The 303-nt window shown below is 44.9% G+C and carries 1 protein-coding gene; it reads right to left on the reverse strand.

Features of this window, described 5'->3' with window-relative positions; translation table 11 throughout:
- Positions 1-303, reverse strand: a 303-nt coding sequence (locus tag ACNKXS_RS15260) for a DUF3109 family protein (RefSeq protein WP_417921627.1), incomplete at both ends; no start/stop codon positions are given.

Here is a 303-nt window from a genome sequence, read left to right on the forward strand (position 1 = left end):
GACGAACTTGTAAATAGGCACTTGTAATTCTGCTCCCAGGCTACAGGCGTCATCACAAATTTCCCAGCGGTGATAATTTACCGCAGAAAAGGTGGAATATTCCTGAATTCGCACCGGATAAAGGTGGCAGGAGACCGGTTTCTTCCAGTCGATATCTCCCTGATTGTATGCTTCTTCAATGGCACAAAGTGCGGTGCCTTTATCATCAAAAGTAACATACGCGCAATCTGCTTCATTGATAAGCGGAGTTTCAATTTCTCCGTTTTCACGGGTTATGTAGACACCCTGTGCTTCAATAGCTTC

Origin of the sequence: Christiangramia marina, assembly GCF_048285865.1 — a bacterium.
In the GTDB taxonomy this organism is placed as follows: Bacteria; Bacteroidota; Bacteroidia; order Flavobacteriales; family Flavobacteriaceae; genus Christiangramia; species Christiangramia marina.